12 protein-coding genes are annotated in these 16,392 nt (G+C 70.1%); 10 read left to right on the top strand and 2 right to left on the bottom strand.

Features of this window, described 5'->3' with window-relative positions; translation table 11 throughout:
• Nucleotides 1-19 precede the first annotated feature (19 nt).
• Nucleotides 20-835, top strand: coding sequence for a Cof-type HAD-IIB family hydrolase (locus tag H7I87_RS17785; RefSeq protein ID WP_033725445.1), 816 nt, complete (start codon nucleotides 20-22; stop codon nucleotides 833-835).
• A 102-nt stretch (nucleotides 836-937) separates the two neighbouring features.
• Here H7I87_RS17785 and H7I87_RS17780 read toward each other — a convergent pair whose 3' ends face one another.
• Both H7I87_RS17780 and H7I87_RS17775 read right to left on the bottom strand, forming a co-directional pair.
• Nucleotides 938-2,575 carry an LGFP repeat-containing protein gene (locus H7I87_RS17780; protein WP_033726472.1) on the bottom strand — a complete coding sequence of 546 codons (1,638 nt, stop codon included), beginning with the start codon at nucleotides 2,573-2,575 and terminating at the stop codon, nucleotides 938-940.
• Between the two features lie 134 nt (nucleotides 2,576-2,709).
• Nucleotides 2,710-3,756, bottom strand: a complete 1,047-nt coding sequence (locus H7I87_RS17775) for an Erp protein (protein WP_011723403.1) — start codon at nucleotides 3,754-3,756, stop codon at nucleotides 2,710-2,712.
• A 254-nt stretch (nucleotides 3,757-4,010) separates the two neighbouring features.
• Here H7I87_RS17775 and glf point away from each other — a divergent pair, with 254 nt between their 5' ends.
• The 9 genes from glf (at nucleotide 4,011) to fadD32 (ending at nucleotide 16,384) form a co-directional block, all read left to right on the top strand.
• Entirely contained in the window at nucleotides 4,011-5,219 is a 1,209-nt protein-coding gene (gene glf, locus H7I87_RS17770) for a UDP-galactopyranose mutase (RefSeq protein ID WP_003876945.1), read from the top strand.
• 50 nt (nucleotides 5,220-5,269) lie between these two features.
• The gene (locus H7I87_RS17765) at nucleotides 5,270-7,156 is read left to right on the top strand and encodes a glycosyltransferase (RefSeq protein WP_009974449.1); all 1,887 of its coding nucleotides are present in this window, start codon (nucleotides 5,270-5,272) and stop codon (nucleotides 7,154-7,156) included.
• On the top strand, nucleotides 7,149-7,688 hold the full coding sequence (locus H7I87_RS17760) for a phosphatase PAP2 family protein (RefSeq protein ID WP_003872570.1): 540 nt from the start codon (nucleotides 7,149-7,151) through the stop codon (nucleotides 7,686-7,688). The genes H7I87_RS17765 and H7I87_RS17760 overlap by 8 nt, the downstream gene beginning before the upstream one ends.
• The gene (locus tag H7I87_RS17755; RefSeq protein ID WP_011723406.1) at nucleotides 7,685-8,602 is read left to right on the top strand and encodes a decaprenyl-phosphate phosphoribosyltransferase; all 918 of its coding nucleotides are present in this window, start codon (nucleotides 7,685-7,687) and stop codon (nucleotides 8,600-8,602) included. The genes H7I87_RS17760 and H7I87_RS17755 overlap by 4 nt, the downstream gene beginning before the upstream one ends.
• Complete coding sequence (gene aftB / locus H7I87_RS17750) at nucleotides 8,589-10,571, top strand: terminal beta-(1->2)-arabinofuranosyltransferase (protein ID WP_011723407.1); 1,983 nt, start codon at nucleotides 8,589-8,591, stop codon at nucleotides 10,569-10,571. Before H7I87_RS17755 ends, aftB begins: the two co-directional genes overlap by 14 nt.
• Nucleotides 10,572-10,921: 350 nt before the next feature.
• Nucleotides 10,922-11,965, top strand: a complete 1,044-nt coding sequence (ag85A, locus tag H7I87_RS17745; RefSeq protein ID WP_011723409.1) for a diacylglycerol acyltransferase/mycolyltransferase Ag85A — start codon at nucleotides 10,922-10,924, stop codon at nucleotides 11,963-11,965.
• A gap of 161 nt (nucleotides 11,966-12,126) precedes the next feature.
• A complete protein-coding gene (locus tag H7I87_RS17740; RefSeq protein ID WP_031344666.1) occupies nucleotides 12,127-13,029 on the top strand; it encodes an esterase family protein in 903 nt (300 codons plus the stop codon).
• Between the two features lie 164 nt (nucleotides 13,030-13,193).
• Nucleotides 13,194-14,204 carry a carboxylesterase Culp6 gene (gene culp6 / locus H7I87_RS17735; protein ID WP_003872575.1) on the top strand — a complete coding sequence of 337 codons (1,011 nt, stop codon included), beginning with the start codon at nucleotides 13,194-13,196 and terminating at the stop codon, nucleotides 14,202-14,204.
• A gap of 281 nt (nucleotides 14,205-14,485) precedes the next feature.
• On the top strand, nucleotides 14,486-16,384 hold the full coding sequence (fadD32, locus tag H7I87_RS17730; RefSeq protein WP_009974458.1) for a long-chain-fatty-acid--AMP ligase FadD32: 1,899 nt from the start codon (nucleotides 14,486-14,488) through the stop codon (nucleotides 16,382-16,384).
• Nucleotides 16,385-16,392: the final 8 nt, after the last annotated feature.

Raw genomic sequence — 16,392 nt, 5'->3', positions numbered from 1 at the left:
GGCGAGGCGGGCGGTTTCGATGACGCTGCCGCGGCTCATCGCCTGCGACGTCGACGGCACCCTGTTCGACGACGACGAGCGGATCACCCCTCGCACCCGGGCCGCGGTCCGCGCCGCGGTGGCCGGCGGCGCGCGGTTCGTGGTGGCCACAGGCCGCCCGCCGCGGTGGATCCGCCCGGTGGTCGACGCGCTGGGCTTCGCGCCGATCGCGGTGTGCGCCAACGGCGCGGTGATCTACGACCCGGCGAACGACCGGGTGCTGTCCGCCCGCACGCTGGACGTCGACACCCTGGCCGAGCTGGCCGAGCTGGCCACGCGGGTCATCCCGGGGGCGGGGCTGGCCGTCGAGCGGATCGGGGAACGCGCCCACGACACGGCGACGCCGCAGTTCATCAGCTCGCCGGGTTACGAGCACGCCTGGCTGAATCCGGACAACACCGAGGTGTCGATCGAGGACCTGCTCAGCGCCCCGGCGATCAAGCTGCTGATTCGCCGGGCCGGGGCACGCAGCTCCGACATGGCCGCCGAGCTGGCCAAGCACGTCGGCCTCGAGGGTGACATCACCTACTCGACGGACAACGGCCTGGTCGAGATCGTGCCGCTGGGGATCAGCAAGGCCACCGGCATCGAAGAGATCGCCCGGCCGCTGGAGATCGCCCGCGAGGAGGTGGTGGCGTTCGGCGACATGCCCAACGATCTGCCGATGCTGCGCTGGGCGGGCCACGGCGTGGCGATGGGCAATGCCCATCCCGAGGTGCAGGCCGCCGCCGACGAGATCACCGCCGCCAACAACGACGACGGCGTGGGCCGGGTGCTGGAACGCTGGTGGCTTTAGCGCCGCGACGATGCGCGCCGCGTGGCGGCGCGAGGAGGAGCGGGGCAGTCGGCTTTAGCGGGGCGGTCGGCTTTAGCGCCGGGCAGCGGCCTTAGCGCCTCGCTACGTCGCCGCCGGGTGGGTCGGCAGCGAGAAGTGTTCGGCCGGAACCGTTGGGCCGCTTGGCAATTGGGTGGCCAGCGGGGTGGTGATCCCGTCCAGCACCTCGGTCACGTTACCGGTCAGCCGCTCGTAGTTCAGCGTGCCGTGCTGGAAGTTCTGGGTAATCTGCAGCGGCTCTTGGATTTCCGCGCTGGTGGGCAGGCCGAGCGGGCCGCGCTCGTAGCTCTGTGAGCCCCAGGCGTCGTAGATCGCGCCGGTGACCGGCTGGGCGCCGGTCTGCGGCGACCAGTACATCGCGCCCCGGACGAAGGTGACGAAGCGGGCGTCGTCCGCCGCGCTGTCCTCCGGCGCGGTCGGCGCCCCCAGCACGCTGTTCATCCCGCCGATCTCCTGCCAGTGCGCGTAGATCGCCCCACCCTGCAGCGCCTTGATCAGCTCTTCCGGCGGATCGTTGACATGCGCTGCGATATCCCGTATCTCGTCCATCAGCGCGTAGGCCGCGTTGCCCGGGCAGTCGGTGTTGCCCACGTCGCGGTGGGTGAAGATGGTCGGCAGCGTGGCGACGGTGCCGGCCGCGTAGGTGGTGTAGTGGCTGCCGGCGGACTCCAGTTGCACGGTGCCCTTGGGGTCGACGCCGTCCATGCCCAGGCGCCAGCCGAGCAGCCGGCCCACGGCGCGCAACTGCACCGGCGTCGGCGGCACGTCGTCGAAGTTGCCGATCATCGCCACGCCCCAAGTGTTGCGGTTGAACCCGCCGGTGTGGAACGCCTCGACCGCCTTGGTGAGGCCCCCGGCGCTGCCCTCGAACACCTGGCCGTACTTGTCGACCAGCGCGTTGTAGGCGATGTCGCACCAGCCCAGCGTCTTGCTGTGGTAGGTGTAGATGGCCTTGACGATGCCGGCCGATTCCAGCGGCGAGTAGTCGTTGCTGCCCGCGGTGTGGTGCACGACTGCGGCGCGAATCCCGTTGTCGTACTGCGGACTTCCGCAGCGCAGCGATTCGTCGGCGCCCCACTCGGCCCGGCTGATGATCGGTGGCGCCTGCCCGGGCATCACCACCCCGGACGGCGGCGTCCAATGCGTTTCGGACGGCGCTTGCGGCGGCGAGATGAGCACGGCCGAGATGTTCTGCCCGAACGGTTGCTCCCGCGAGGCCGGCCTGTAGCCCAGGTCGTCGGCCGGGCGCGGGGGCGCCGGGGGCGGCTGGGTCACCGGCGCGTCGAGCGGGCGGGTGACCGCGATCTGCACGGTGGTGGTGGTGCCGACGAAGACCGGGTCCGTCCCGCGCGGCCCCTCGGTTGCCTCGCCGGCGTGGCCGGGGTCGGGCGCGGCGGTTTCGTACTCGGTCTGATACCAGGGCCCCCAGGAACCGTCGCGACGCCGGGCGCGCACCCTCGTCGACGTGCCGGCCAGGTCACCGGTCAGGGCGACCAGGGAAAACGGCGTCTGCTGGCTGATCTCGCGAACCGTGACGCCGGCCCCCAGCCCGATCAGCGGCTGCTCGGTGAGCTGGGTGCCGCGGGCCGGTGGCGCGCCGGCGGCGCCGCGGTCCCGGGTGGCGTCGCCCACCCACGAGACGAGGACGACCGTCGCCGCGATGGCGGTGAGCAGCGTCGTTGGCGCGCGACTGCGGGACACCAGCCGATGTTACGTGTGATTCTGATGTTATCTATGAGACGACACGACGTTGAGCGACGCCGAAATCCGCGGCAAAAATCGACGGCACCGCAGAACCCTCTGCGGTGCCGTCTGGTGGATGGTTTGGAAAGGGTCTAGACCGGGGGCAGTGCCGGCGCGGCGCCGGCGGCCGCCGGCAACGCACCCGCGGCGCCCGCTGCGGCCGGCAGCGCACCGGCCGCGCCCGGCAGCGCACCCGCCGCACCCGGCAGGGCGCCGGCCGCACCGGGCAGGGCGCCGGCCGCACCGGGCAAAGCACCCGCGGCCGCGCCGCCGTGCATGCCCTGCGTGATCGCCGGCATCACCAGGCCCTTGAGCAGGTCGATCGCCTGACCCGCGCCGAGCTGGTTGGCGGCTTGCATCACGTCGTTGACCAGGCCGCCGCTGCCACCCGAGCTCGAGCCGCCGCCCAGACCGGTGCCACCGCCGCCGATCGGCGAGGCGTTACCGAAGGTCGACGGGTCGCCCAGGATCGGGTACGTGCCACCGGCGCCCGGGTCCAGGCCGGCCCCGGAGTCGATCGGCACCTCACTCGGCGCCACGGTCGGGCTGCCCAGCCCCGGCGCCGTCCCGGCCGGGCTGGTCAGCCCGGGGTTGGACAGCGCGGGGTTGAGCCCGGCGCCGGGGGTGGCGACCCCGCCGCCCGGCGTGGTCGGCAGCGCGCCGGGCGCGGTGAGCCCGGGCGTCGTCGGCGCCGCACCCGGGCTGGTCAGACCGGGGCTGGTCAAACCAGGACTGGTCAGGCCGGGACTGGTCAGGCCGGGACTGGTCGCACCGGGGCTCGTCAGACCGGGATTGGTCAGGCCCGGCGTTCCCAGGCCGGGCGTGCCCAGGCCGGGGCTACCCAGGCCGGGGCTACCCAGGCCGGGGCTGGCCAGACCGGGAGTGCTGGTGGCGCCGCCGCTCAGGGCGGGCACCGGGGGCAGGTTGATCCCAAACTGCGACAGGCCCTGCGACAGCGCACCCATCAGCTCGCCCGGCAGATCGCTCATTACCGCGGCCTGCTTGAACTCGTGGTGCTCGGGCGCCTTGTTGCCGGCCGTCGATTCGTAGACAAGGAAGTATGCGCAAGGACTCGCCACTGCCAGGGCGGCGACCGCGCTCATGGCTGTCGAAAGCTTGCGTCGGCGTCGGTTCGGCACGGAAGTCTCCTCTATCTGACTATGTGTTGTGTCGGCGCGCCCCGCCGATGCTGTCTGGCAGGAATCACACACAGTCGATGGTACGAGTGGGAATCCTGTTACTAGAGTGGTGATATTGAATCGTGAGGCAATTGCGACCAGGACTGTGATCGCCGGGCCGGCACGCTCCGCCGGCCGCCCCGAATCAGCCGGGCCCTGGTTGCTGGCCTCGCCAAATGGGTTCGGGCCACGCCGTCGGATACCCTAAGCAACCGATGACCGCTCGTTTCGATCTTTTCGTCGTCGGCTCTGGATTCTTCGGACTGACCATTGCCGAGCGCGTCGCTACCCAGCTCGGGAAGCGCGTGCTCGTGGTGGAACGCCGCCCGCACATCGGCGGCAACGCCTACTCGGAACCCGAGCCGCACACCGGCATCGAGGTGCACAAGTACGGCGCCCACCTGTTCCACACCTCTAATAAAAGGGTCTGGGACTACGTGCGGCAGTTCACCGACTTCACCGACTACCGGCACCGGGTCTTTGCCATGCACAACGGCCAGGCCTACCAGTTCCCGATGGGCCTGGGCCTGGTGTCGCAGTTCTTCGGCAAGTACTTCAGCCCCGAGGAAGCCCGCAAGCTCATCGCAGAGCAGGCCGCCGAGATCGACACCGCCGACGCGCAGAACCTCGAGGAGAAGGCGATCTCGCTGATCGGCCGGCCGCTCTACGAGGCCTTCGTCAAGGGCTACACCGCCAAGCAGTGGCAGACCGACCCCAAGGAACTGCCGGCGTCCAACATCACCCGGCTGCCGGTGCGCTACACCTTCGACAACCGCTACTTCTCCGACACCTACGAGGGGCTTCCGGTCGACGGCTACACGGCCTGGCTGCAGAACATGGCCGCCCACGAGAACATCGAGGTCCGGCTGAACACCGACTGGTTCGACGTGCGCGACGGGCTGCGCGCGGGCAGCCCCGAGGCGCCGGTGGTCTACACCGGCCCGCTGGATCGTTACTTCGACTACGCCGAGGGCCGATTGGGTTGGCGCACACTGGATTTCGAGGTCGAGGTGCTGCCCATCGGGGACTTCCAGGGCACCCCGGTGATGAACTACAACGACCTCGACGTGCCCTACACCCGCATCCACGAGTTCCGGCACTTCCACACCGAACGCGACTACCCGACCGACAAGACGGTGATCATGCGGGAGTACTCGCGGTTCGCCGAGGACGACGACGAGCCCTACTATCCGATCAACACCGAGGCCGACCGCGCCCTGCTGGCCGCCTACCGGGCCCGGGCCAAGGCCGAGACCGCGTCGGCGAAGGTCCTGTTCGGCGGCCGGCTGGGCACCTACCAGTACCTGGACATGCACATGGCCATCGCCAGCGCGCTGAACATGTATGACAACGTCCTCGCGCCGCACCTGCGCGACGGCGCATCCCTGACAGAAGCCCAGAGCAAACAGGAGAGCGGCGCCTGATGCGCGCCACGACGATGCAGAGCGGAGCGATGAGAAGGAGTGGCGCCTGAATGAGTGCCGTGAGCCTGCTGTCCCGGATCATCCTGCCGCGTCCCGGCGAGCCCCTCGACGTGCGCAAGCTGTATCTGGAGGAGTCGACGACCAACGCCCGGCGCGCGCACGCCACCAGCCGCACGTCGCTGGAGATCGGCAAAGAGTCCGAGGTGTCGTTCGCCACCTACTTCAACGCGTTCCCGGCCAGCTACTGGCGGCGCTGGTCGATCTGCGAATCGGTGGTGCTCAAGGTCGAGCTGACCGGAACCGGTCGCGTCGACGTCTACCGCACCAAGGCCACCGGGGTGCGGATCTCGGTGCAGGGCCGCCAGTTCGTCGGCACCGACGACCAGCCGGCCGTCGTCGAGATCGAGGTGCCGTTGAAGCCGTTCGAGGACGGCGGCTGGATCTGGTTCGACATCACCACCGACACCGAGGTCAACCTGATCAGCGGCGGCTGGTATGCCACCGAACCGGCACCGGGGACGGCCAACATCGCCGTCGGCATCCCCACCTTCAACCGGCCCGCCGACTGCGTCAACGCGCTGGCCGACCTCACCGCAGATCCGTTGGTGGACAAGGTGATCGGTGCGGTGATCGTGCCCGACCAGGGCACCCGCAAGGTGCGCGACCACCCGGACTTCCCGGCGGCGGCCGCGGGTCTGGGCAACCGGCTGTCCATTCACGACCAGCCCAACCTCGGCGGCTCCGGCGGATACAGCCGGGTGATGTACGAGGCGCTGAAAAACACTGACTGCCAACAGATTCTGTTCATGGATGACGACATCCGCATCGAGCCCGACTCGATCCTGCGGGTGTTGGCGTTGCACCGGTTCGCCAAGACGCCGATGCTGATCGGCGGCCAGATGCTCAATCTGCAGGAGCCCTCGCACCTGCACATCATGGGCGAGGTCGTCGACCAGTCGAACTTCATGTGGACCGCGGCGCCGCACGCCGAGTACGACCACGACTTCGCGCAATTCCCGTTGAACGACAAGAACCCTCGCAGCGCGCTGCTGCACCGGCGCATCGACGTCGACTTCAACGGGTGGTGGACGTGCATGATCCCGCGGCAGGTCGCCGAGGAGCTGGGCCAGCCGCTGCCGCTGTTCATCAAGTGGGACGACGCCGAATACGGCCTGCGCGCCGGCGAGCACGGCTACCCCACCGTCACCCTTCCCGGCGCGGCCATCTGGCACATGGCCTGGAGCGACAAGGACGACGCCATCGACTGGCAGGCCTACTTCCATCTGCGCAACCGGCTGGTGGTCGCCGCGCTGCACTGGGACGGCGACATCACTGGGCTGGTCCGCAGCCACCTGAAGGCCACCCTGAAACACCTTGCCTGCCTTGAATATTCGACGGTGGCCATCCAGAACCGGGCCATCGACGACTTCCTGGCCGGGCCCGAGCACATCTTCTCCATCCTGGAATCCGCGCTGCCCGAGGTGCACCGGCTGCGCAAGGAGTACCCGGACGCGGTGGTGCTGCCGGCGGCCAGCGAGCTGCCGCCGCCGCGCTACCAGAGCAAGGCGATGAAGCCGCCGGTGAACCCGCTGTCGATCGGCTACCGGCTGGCCCGCGGGATCGCCCACAACGCGACCAAGGCCGACCCCGAGGCGCACCGGCGCCCGCAGTACAACGTGCCCACCCAGGATGCGCGGTGGTTCCGGCTGTGCACCGTCGACGGCGTCACGGTGACGACGGCCGACGGCTGCGGCGTGGTGTACCGGCAGCGGGACCGGCGAAAGATGTTCTCGCTGTTGTTCGCATCGCTGCGCCGTCAGCGCAAGTTGCTGACCCGGTTCGACGAGATGCGCAGGGTGTATCGCGGTGCGCTGCCCGTGTTGTCCAGCAAGCAGAAGTGGGAGACGGCGTTGCTGCCAGCTGCCGAACATGCCTGAGTCCCCTGCTGCGCAGGCCCCGCGCGGTGAGGTGGCCGCGCTCGTCGCCGTCCAGGCGGCACTGAGCAAGCGCCCCGGGGTGCTGACCGTGGCGCGCGCGCTGTCCCACTTCGGCGAGCACAGCATCGGCTGGGTGGCGGCGGCCGCGCTCGGCGCGCTGTGCTCACCGCGGCGCCGCGCCGATTGGCTCGCGGCCGGGGCCGGGGCGTTCGTCGCGCACGCCGCCGCCGTCGTCGTCAAGCGCATCGTGCGGCGCGAACGGCCGCATCATCCCGCCGTCGTGGTCAACGTCGGCACCCCCAGCCGGCTCAGTTTCCCGTCCGCGCATGCCACCTCCACCACCGCCGCAGCGATCCTGCTGGGCCGGATCACCGGCCTGCCGCTGCCCGCGGTCCTGGTGCCGCCGATGGCGTTGTCCCGGATGGTGTTGGGGGTGCACTATCCCAGCGACGTGGCCTGCGGCATCGCCCTGGGGGCCGGCGTCGCCGCCGTCGCGCGCCGCGCACCGCAGCTGGCAAGAGGTGACCAATGACCGAGGAAACGCAGGAAGCGGTGGCCGGACCGCCGGCCAACGTGGTCTCCGGGGTGATCAAGGCGATCCGCCCCCGGCAATGGGTGAAGAACGTGCTGGTGCTGCTGGCGCCGGTGGCGGCGCTGGGCGGCCCGGTCCAGTACGACTACACCGACGTGCTGGGCCAGGTGTCGGTGGCGTTCGTGGTGTTCTCCCTGGCCGCCTCGTCGATCTACCTGGTCAACGACGCGCGCGACGTCGAGGCCGACCGCGAGCACCCCACCAAGCGGTTCCGGCCGATCGCGGCCGGCGTAGTGCCCGAATGGCTGGCCTACACCCTGGCCGTGCTGCTGGCGGCGGCGTCGCTGGGCATCGGCTGGTGGCTGACCCCGAACCTGGCGGCGGTGATGGCCGTCTACATCGCCATCCAGCTGGCCTACTGCTTCGGCCTCAAACACCAAGCGGTGATGGACATCTGCATCGTGTCGTCGGGGTTCCTGCTGCGCGCCATCGCCGGCGGCGCGGCCACCAACATCCGGCTGACCCAATGGTTCCTGCTGATGATGGCGTTCGGGTCGCTGTTCATGGCGGCCGGCAAGCGCTACGCCGAGCTGCAACTGGCCGAGCGGACCGGGGCGAAGATCCGCAAGGCGCTGGAGAGCTACACCAGCACCTACCTGCGGTTCGTCTGGACGTTGTCGGCCACCGCGCTGGTGGTCTGCTACGGGCTGTGGGCCTTCGACCGCGAGCACGGCGAGGCGCGCTGGTTCGTGGTGTCCATGGTCCCGTTCACCATCGCGATCCTGCGCTACGCGGTCGACGTGGACGGCGGGCTGGCCGGGGAGCCCGAGGACATCGTGCTGCGTGACCGGGTGTTCCAGCTCCTGGCGCTGGCGTGGATGGTGACGGTCGGAGCCGCCGTTGCCTTCGGTTAGCCCCGAACTGCAGGCGCTCAAGGCGCGCATCATGGGCAGCCGGCCGGTGATGAGGCGGCCCGGCTGGCCGGTGTTCCCGTACACGACGATGGTGCGCTCGAGCCTGTGGATCGGCGTGGCGGTGGTTGCCGTGCTGTTCGCCTGGGGCGGCTGGCAGCGGCGCTGGATCGCCGACGACGGGCTGATCGTGCTGCGCACCGTGCGCAACCTGCTGGCCGGCAACGGGCCGGTGTTCAACCAGGGCGAGCGGGTGGAGGCCAACACCTCGACGGCGTGGACGTATCTGATGTACGCCGGCAGCTGGGTGGGCGGCCCGCTGCGGATGGAGTACGTGGCGCTGGCGCTGGCGCTGACGCTTTCGGTGCTCGGGGTGGCGCTGCTGATGCTGGGCGCGGCGCGGCTGTACGCGCCCAGCCTGCGCGGCCGCCGGGCGATCATGCTGCCCGCCGGGGCGCTGGTCTACATCGCACTGCCGCCGTCGCGGGACTTCGCCACCTCCGGCCTGGAAAGCGGTTTGGCCCTGGCCTACCTGGGGTTGCTGTGGTGGATGATGGTGTGCTGGGCGCAGCCGGTGCGCAACCGGTCGGACCGCCGGGAGTTCGCCGGTGCGCTGGCGTTCGTCGCCGGGTTCAGCGTCCTGGTGCGTCCGGAGCTGGCGCTGATGGGCGGGCTGGCGCTGATCATGATGCTGGTCGCGGCCCGCACCTGGCGGCGCCGGGCGCTGATCGTCGCCGCCGGGGGTGCGCTGCCGGTGGCCTACGAGATCTTCCGGATGGGCTACTACGGCCTGCTGGTGCCGGGCACCGCCCTGGCCAAGGACGCCGCCGGGGACAAGTGGTCGCAGGGCATGACCTACCTGTCCAACTTCGACGCGCCGTACCTGGTGTGGGTTCCCGCGGCGCTGCTGGTGCTGCTCGGGGTGCTGCTGGCGGCCGCCCGGCGGCGGCCGTCGTTCCTGCGGCCCCCGCTGGCGCCCAACTACGGCCGGGTCGCCCGGGCGGTGCACAGCCCGCCGGCGGTGGTGGCCTGGGTGCTGGTCAGCGGTCTGCTGCAGGCCCTGTACTGGATTCGCCAGGGCGGGGACTTCATGCACGCCCGGGTGCTGCTGGCGCCGCTGTTCTGCCTGCTGGCCCCGGTGGCCGTCGTCCCGGTGATGGTGCCCGACGGCCAGGACTACTCCCGCGAGACCGGCAACTGGGTGGCCGGCGCGGCCTGCGCGCTGTGGCTGGGGATCGCCGGATGGGCGCTGTGGGCGGCCAACTCGCCCGGCATGGGCGACGACGCCACGCACGTCACCTACTCCGGGATCGTCGACGAACGCCGCTTCTACGCCCAGGCCACCGGCCACGCGCACCCGCTGACCGCCGCCGACTACCTGGGTTATCCGCGGATGGCCGCCATCCTGACCGCGCTGAACAACACCCCCGAGGGTGCGCTGCTGCTGCCGTCGGGCAACTACACCCAGTGGGACCTGGTGCCGATGGCCCAGCCGCCGCCCGGCACCACCCCCGACAAGTTTCCGCAAAAGCCGCAGCACACCGTGTTTTTCACCAACCTGGGCATGGTGGGGATGAACGTCGGGCTCGACGTCCGGGTGATCGACCAGATTGGTCTGGCGAATCCGCTGGCGCAGCACACCGAACGCCTCAAGCACGGCCGGATCGGGCACGACAAGAACCTGTTCCCGGACTGGGTGATCGCCGACGGGCCCTGGGTGAAGGTGTATCCCGGGATCCCGGGCTACCTGGACGCGCAGTGGGTCGCCGAGGCCGTCTCGGCGCTGCAATGCCCGGACACCCGGGCGGTGCTGGCCTCGGTGCGGGCCCCGATGACCCCGCACCGGTTCCTGTCCAACGTGCTGCACTCCTTCCAGTTCACCGGCTACCGGATCGACCGGGTGCCGCGCTACGAGCTCGCCCGCTGCGGGCTGCCGGTGCCAGAGGAAGCGCCACCGCCGCCGCGCGAGTGAGCGCCGCGCAGAAGAATTTTCGGCCGATCCGTCACCGGCCGGGCCGCGGCGTCCGCGACAAATTGGCAGCAACATCACATCTGACCCCCGACCAGCTCGCCACGGCGGTCAAGCACATGCGCCGACGTCGACTTTTGTACACGTGTTGGATGTGAAAACCGCTGGGTTCCAGGGCCGCTCGGCCGCTGGCGGGCTCGCCTCGATGCGACCGAACGGCCACCGGTGTGGTTGACTACACGAGCACTCCTGCGCTTCATGCCATCGGTAGGCGCAGGCGGTTCGAACCAATCAAGAAAGCGGCCGAGCGGACGAACGCGCCGGAACGCCGCAAGAAGGATGAGGAAGCAAGGATGACGCTTGTCGACAGATTGCGCGGCGCCGTGGCGGGGATGCCGCGCCGGCTCGTGGTGGGGGCCGCTGGTGCGGCGCTGCTCTCGGGCCTGATTGGCGCCGTCGGGGGCTCGGCGACCGCCGGGGCCTTCTCGCGCCCCGGTCTGCCGGTGGAGTACCTGCAGGTTCCCTCCGCCGCCATGGGACGGGACATCAAGGTCCAGTTCCAAAGCGGTGGGGCCAACTCGCCCGCGTTGTACCTGCTCGACGGGATGCGCGCGCAAGACGACTTCAACGGCTGGGACATCAACACCCCGGCGTTCGAGTGGTACAACCAGTCGGGCATCTCGGTCGCCATGCCGGTCGGCGGCCAGTCCAGCTTCTACTCCGACTGGTACAAGCCCGCCTGCGGCAAGGCCGGCTGCACCACCTACAAGTGGGAGACCTTCCTGACCAGCGAGCTGCCGCAGTACCTGTCGGCGCAGAAGCAGGTCAAGCCGACCGGCAGCGGTGTCGTCGGCCTGTCGATGGCCGGCTCCTCGGCGCTGATCCTGGCCGCCTACCACCCCGACCAGTTCGTCTACGCCGGCTCGCTGTCGGCGCTGCTGGACCCGTCGCAGGGCATGGGCCCGTCGCTGATCGGGCTGGCCATGGGTGACGCCGGTGGCTACAAGGCCGCCGACATGTGGGGTCCGAAGGAGGACCCGGCCTGGGCCCGCAACGACCCGTCGCTGCAGGTCGGCAAGCTGGTCGCGAACAACACCCGGATCTGGGTGTACTGCGGCAACGGCAAGCCGTCCGACCTCGGTGGCGACAACCTGCCCGCCAAGTTCCTGGAGGGCTTCGTGCGGACGTCCAACCTGAAGTTCCAGGACGCCTACAACGGCGCCGGCGGCCACAACGCGGTGTGGAACTTCGACGCCAACGGCACCCACGACTGGCCCTACTGGGGCGCGCAGCTGCAGGCGATGAAGCCTGACCTGCAGTCGGTGCTGGGCGCCACCCCGGGCGCCGGTCCGGCCACGGCCGCGGCCACCAACGCCGGGAACGGCCAGGGCACCTAACCAATACCGAGCATGACGCCGGCGGCGGGAACCCTTCGGGGCTCCCGCCGCCGGTCGTTTCGCGGCGGTGTGACGAGTTTCACTACCCGGCGCGCGGGGGAACTACGGCCCTGGCTAATGTGCTCTCAGCGACTAGACGATGGAGGGTGGACATGACGGTCGTGCGGGGTGTGTCGGCGCTTCTTCGGGTGTTCTGCATCGCCGTGCTGGCGGCGGGGCTGGGCGTGGCGTTGCAGCCCGCCGCGGTCACCGGCGCGGCCCGGGCCGCGGGCTACGAGAGCCTGATGGTGCCGTCGGCGGCGATGGGCCGCGACATCCCGGTGGCCTTCCTGGCCGGCGGCCCGCATGCGGTCTACCTGCTGGACGCCTTCAACGCGGCGCCCGACGTGAGCAACTGGGTGACCGCAGGCAACGCGATGAACACCCTCGGCGGCAAGGGCATCTCGGTGGTGGCCCCGGCCGGCGGCGCGTGGAGCATGTACACCAACTGGGAGCAGGACGGCAGCAAGCAGTGGGACACCTTCCTGTCCAGCGAGCTGCCCGACTGGCTGGCCGCCAACAAGGGGCTGGCCCCGGGCGGGCATGCCGCCGTCGGCGCCTCGCAGGGCGGCTACGGCGCGATGGCGCTGGCCGCCTTCCACCCCGACCGCTTCGGCTTCGCCGGCTCGCTGTCCGGGTTTCTCTACCCGTCCAGCACCAACTACAACGGCGCCATCCTGGCCGGCCTACAGCAGTACGGCGGCGTGGACGGCAACGGCATGTGGGGGGCGCCGCAGCTGGGCCGGTGGAAGTGGCACGACCCGTACGTGCACGCCTCGCTGCTGGCCCAGAACAACACCCGGGTGTGGGTGTGGAGCCCGACCAACATGGGCGGCGACGACGCCGCGATGATCGGCCAGGCGGGCGCGGCGATGGGCAGCTCGCGGGAGTTCTACCAGCAGTACCGCAGCAACGGCGGGCACAACGGGCACTTCGACTTCCCCGGCGGCGGCGACAACGGCTGGGGCTCGTGGGCCGGCCAGTTGGGCGCGATGTCGGGCGACATCGTCGGCGCCATTCGCTAGACGGCGATCGCCAGCGCGGCGCAGCCGGGCGCCGCGGGTCGCCGCCACATGGCTAGCCGCTCGCGGCCGGGCTGACCACCTAGGGCGAGCCGGTACCGTGTAGAGCGTGCAGCAGAGCGCGGGCGTCGCGCCGCTGCGTCCACGCGCTCTGCCAGTAGGAGAACATGCCTACCAACGCCCGGCGCAAGCGCCGTCGCACCCTGGCCTGGATCGCCGCCCTGTCGGTGGCCGGCGTCGTGTTGTTGGTCATCGTGGCCGCGGTCGTGGTGCTGCGCGGCCGCGAGGCGCCGCCCAGCGCGGTGCCGCCCGGCGTGCTGCCGCCCACCTCGACGACCGGCCATCCGCACAAGCCGCGGCCCGCGTCGCAGGACGCCTCCTGCCCGGACGTGCTGCTGGTCAACGTGCCCGGCACCTGGGAATCGGCCCCGCAGGACGACCCGGGGAACCCGCTGCAGTTCCCGAACGCGTTGCTGCACAAGGTGACCGCGAGCCTCACCGAGCAGTTCCCGCCGTCGCGGTTGCAGGCCTACACCACTCCCTACACCGCGCAGTTCCACAACCCGTTGAGCGGTGACACGCAGATGACCTACAACGCCAGCCGGGCCGAGGGCACCCGGGCCACCGTCGCGGCGATGACCGACATGAACAACAAGTGCCCGCTGACCAGCTACGTGCTGATGGGCTTCTCGCAGGGCGCGGTGATCGCCGGCGACATCGCCAGCGACATCGGCAACGGCCGCGGGCCGGTGGACGACGACCTGGTGCTGGGTGTGACGTTGATCGCCGACGGCCGCCGCCAGCAGGGGGTGGGCAACGACATCGGGCCCAACCCGCCCGGGCAGGGCGCCGAGGTGACCCTGCACGAGGTGCCCATCCTGTCGGGCCTGGGCCTGACCATGACCGGCGCGCGGCCCGGCGGGTTCGGCGACCTCAACGCCAAGACCAACGAGATCTGCGCGCCGGGCGACCTGATCTGCGCCGCGCCCGAGGAGGCCTTCAGCGTCGCCAACCTGCCCGCCACGCTGAACACCCTGGCCGGCGGTGCCGGCCAACCGGTCCACGCGCTGTACGCCACCACCCAGTGCTGGAGCCTGGACGGGGTGCCGGCCACCGACTGGACGTTGAACTGGGCTCACGGATTGATCGCGAATGCGCCACAACCCAAACACGGATGATCGGGGCGGCCGGACACAGCCGTCAGGTGGCCGTTGCCGGTGGCCATCGGCGGTACCTTGTGATTTGGTCTGCCGTGGGCGGCCCCGTAACATTAAGAGGAATTTAAGAGCTGCCAGACTTTGTCGCGGGCCCGGTCGGGGTCGATGCCGGCTGGGGCTGCGGGGGCTGCCCGTGCGTGAACCGTGCGTGGACATTGCGTAGACATGTAGCCGTCGGCGCGCGCCGACCGGACAACAACGTCGGCCTGGCCGACCGAACACAGGTGTGACAGGAGAGCGGAATGGCGTACCACAACCCGTTCATCGTGAATGGAAAGATCAAGTTCCCCGAGAACACGAACTTGGTCAAGCACGTTGAGAAATGGGCGAGGGTTCGTGGCGACAAGCTCGCCTACCGATTCCTGGACTTTTCCACCGAGCGCGACGGCGTCGCCTGCGACATCTCCTGGTCGGAGTTCAGCGCCCGCAACCGCGCGGTGGGCGCCCGGCTGCAGCAGGTGACCGAGCCCGGCGACCGCATCGCGGTGCTGTGCCCGCAGAACCTGGACTACCTGATCGCGCTGTTCGGCGCCCTGTACGCCGGCCGGATCGCGGTGCCGCTGTTCGACCCCAGCGAGCCCGGTCACGTCGGCCGGCTGCACGCCGTGCTCGACGACTGCACCCCGTCGACCATCCTGACCACCACCGAGGCGGCCGAGGGCGTCCGCAAGTTCATCCGCGCCCGCTCGGCGAAGGAGCGCCCGCGCGTCATCGCCGTCGACGCGGTTCCCAACGAGGTCAATTCCACCTGGGTGCCGCCGGAGGCCGACGAGAACACCATCGCCTACCTGCAGTACACCTCCGGCTCCACCCGCACCCCGACCGGCGTGGAGATCACCCACCTGAACCTGCCCACCAACGTGCTGCAGGTGCTCAACGGGCTGGAGGGCAAGGAGGGCGACCGCGGCCTGTCCTGGCTGCCGTTCTTCCACGACATGGGGTTGATCACCGCGATGCTGTCGCCGGTGCTCGGCCACAACTTCACCTTCATGACCCCCGCCGCGTTCGTGCGCCGTCCCGGCCGGTGGATCCGGGAGATGGCCCGCAAGCCCGACGACGCCCCCGACTGCGAGGTGTTCACCGTCGCGCCCAACTTCGCGTTCGAGCACGCCGCCGTGCGCGGGGTGCCCAAGGAGGGCGAGCCGCCGCTGGACCTGAGCAATGTCAAGGGAATCCTGAACGGCAGCGAGCCGGTGTCCCCGTCCTCGATGCGCAAGTTCTACGAGGCCTTCAAGCCGTACGGCCTGCGCGAGACCGCGATCAAGCCGTCCTACGGCCTAGCCGAGGCGACGCTGTTCGTCTCCACCACCCCGATGGACCAGGCGCCCACCGTCATCCACGTCGACCGCGCCGAGCTGAACAAGCAGCGCTTCGTCGAGGTGCCCGCCGACGCCCCCAACGCGGTGGCCCAGGTGTCCGCCGGCGTCATCGGCGTCGACGAGTGGGCGGTCATCGTCGACCCGGAGACCGCCAGCGAGCTGCCGGATGGGCACATCGGCGAGATCTGGTTGCACGGCAACAACATGGGCATCGGCTACTGGGGCAAGGAAGAGGAGACCAACGAGGTCTTCCGCAACATCCTCAAGTCGCGGATCAGCCAGTCGCACGCCGAGGGCGCCCCGGACGACGCGATGTGGGTCAAGACAGGCGACTACGGCACCTATTACAAGGGCCACCTCTACATCGCCGGCCGGATCAAGGACCTGGTCATCATCGACGGCCGCAACCACTACCCGCAGGACCTGGAGTACTCGGCGCAGGAGGCCAGCAAGGCGCTGCGCACCGGGTACGTGGCCGCCTTCTCGGTGCCGGCCAACCAGCTGCCCAAAGAGGTGTTCGACAACCCGCACACCGGGCTGAAGTACGACCCGGACGACACCTCCGAGCAGTTGGTGATCGTCGCCGAGCGCGCGCCCGGCACCCACAAGCTGGACTACCAGCCGATCGCTGACGACATCCGGGCCGCCATCGCGGTGCGCCACGGCGTCACGGTCCGCGATCTGCTGTTGGTGCAGGCGGGGACGATTCCGCGGACCTCCAGCGGCAAGATCGGGCACCGCGCCTGCCGCGCCGCCTACCTCGACGGCAGCCTGCGAAGCGGTGTCGGCTCCCCGACGGCCTTCGCCAACTCAACCGACTGAGCATCAGG

It is taken from the genome of Mycobacterium timonense, assembly GCF_025821985.1.
Lineage (GTDB): Bacteria > Actinomycetota > Actinomycetes > Mycobacteriales > Mycobacteriaceae > Mycobacterium > Mycobacterium avium.
This window is presented reverse-complemented; position numbering and strand designations above follow the sequence as displayed.

Bases quoted from the DNA above. Each gene is read 5' to 3' on its own strand.
- ag85A (WP_011723409.1), top strand. From the start codon at position 10,922: ATGACGCTTGTCGACAGATTGCGCGGCGCCGTGGCGGGGATGCCGCGC.
- H7I87_RS17765 (WP_009974449.1), top strand. From the start codon at position 5,270: ATGAGTGCCGTGAGCCTGCTGTCCCGGATCATCCTGCCGCGTCCCGGC.
- fadD32 (WP_009974458.1), top strand. From the start codon at position 14,486: ATGGCGTACCACAACCCGTTCATCGTGAATGGAAAGATCAAGTTCCCC.
- H7I87_RS17785 (WP_033725445.1), top strand. From the start codon at position 20: ATGACGCTGCCGCGGCTCATCGCCTGCGACGTCGACGGCACCCTGTTC.
- H7I87_RS17755 (WP_011723406.1), top strand. From the start codon at position 7,685: ATGACCGAGGAAACGCAGGAAGCGGTGGCCGGACCGCCGGCCAACGTG.
- glf (WP_003876945.1), top strand. From the start codon at position 4,011: ATGACCGCTCGTTTCGATCTTTTCGTCGTCGGCTCTGGATTCTTCGGA.
- H7I87_RS17760 (WP_003872570.1), top strand. From the start codon at position 7,149: ATGCCTGAGTCCCCTGCTGCGCAGGCCCCGCGCGGTGAGGTGGCCGCG.
- culp6 (WP_003872575.1), top strand. From the start codon at position 13,194: ATGCCTACCAACGCCCGGCGCAAGCGCCGTCGCACCCTGGCCTGGATC.